The sequence below is a fragment of the Tatumella sp. UCD-D_suzukii genome, assembly GCF_000611875.2.
Taxonomy (GTDB): domain Bacteria; phylum Pseudomonadota; class Gammaproteobacteria; order Enterobacterales; family Enterobacteriaceae; genus Tatumella; species Tatumella ptyseos.
In genome coordinates this window covers 1-706 of sequence record NZ_JFJX01000031.1, presented here as the reverse complement: position 1 = coordinate 706, position 706 = coordinate 1, and the positions used below count along the sequence as shown (strand labels likewise).

2 protein-coding genes are annotated in these 706 nt (G+C 43.5%); one reads left to right on the top strand and one right to left on the bottom strand.

From position 1 onward, the window contains the following. Window positions 1–258: 258 nt before the first annotated feature. Window positions 259–456, bottom strand: coding sequence for a hypothetical protein (locus CG67_RS18070; protein WP_025902261.1), 198 nt, complete (start codon window positions 454–456; stop codon window positions 259–261). A 92-nt stretch (window positions 457–548) separates the two neighbouring features. Here CG67_RS18070 and CG67_RS18790 point away from each other — a divergent pair. Continuing rightward, on the top strand, window positions 549–706 hold a 158-nt coding region (locus tag CG67_RS18790), incomplete at its 3' end, for a phage/plasmid replication protein, II/X family (RefSeq protein WP_371190677.1).

Below are 706 nucleotides of genomic sequence, written 5' to 3'. Positions count from 1 at the left end.
CATGTTAGAGCGCTCTCAGTATTCTCATTTTTCGTCTAATGCTTGCCGCTCGATACAAAGGGAGAGATTACATATTCTCTTGAACCCATCCCCTTCCCTGCTAAGCCGGGTTTTTATTTGATGATCGTGAAGCCATTTTGATGGTGGGCGGTCGGAGACGAAAGGACGTTAAAGCGGCGGTTTTTGGATTGGCTGGCGGCTCGGAAGGGGTGAGTCCACTTTGTTTAATAGTGGACTCTTGTTGCATTTTGCAACGCGCTACAACCCTTTCTCCCTCAAAACCCCTTCAATTGCTTCTTCAAGCCTATGTTTTATAAGGTAATTTATCAATTCTGATTGTTTTATAGGCAAACCAGCGCTTTTAGTGGCCTCTACGGTCGCTGTTACCAGTAACTCTTGCATATGTCTATTGATTGTTACTGTAGTTCGACTACCTTTTTTAGCTGCTGCATCCATTAGATAAATCCTATAATATCTTTACAAATAGTTGCGTTGGGAATTACATGTGCTACATTACGCACATGGTGAGTGTTTGAGTGCTTGAAGTCATGATTGATATGCTGGTCTTAAGGATACCGTTTAAAAGCTCTCTTGTATCGGAGCGTCTTGATTCACAGGGAAATTATGTTTCCCATGTGAACCTTGCTGAGGTTGCCCGCCTTTCTGGTCTGACTCTTGCCGCCCATACAGTAGAATACGCCATTGA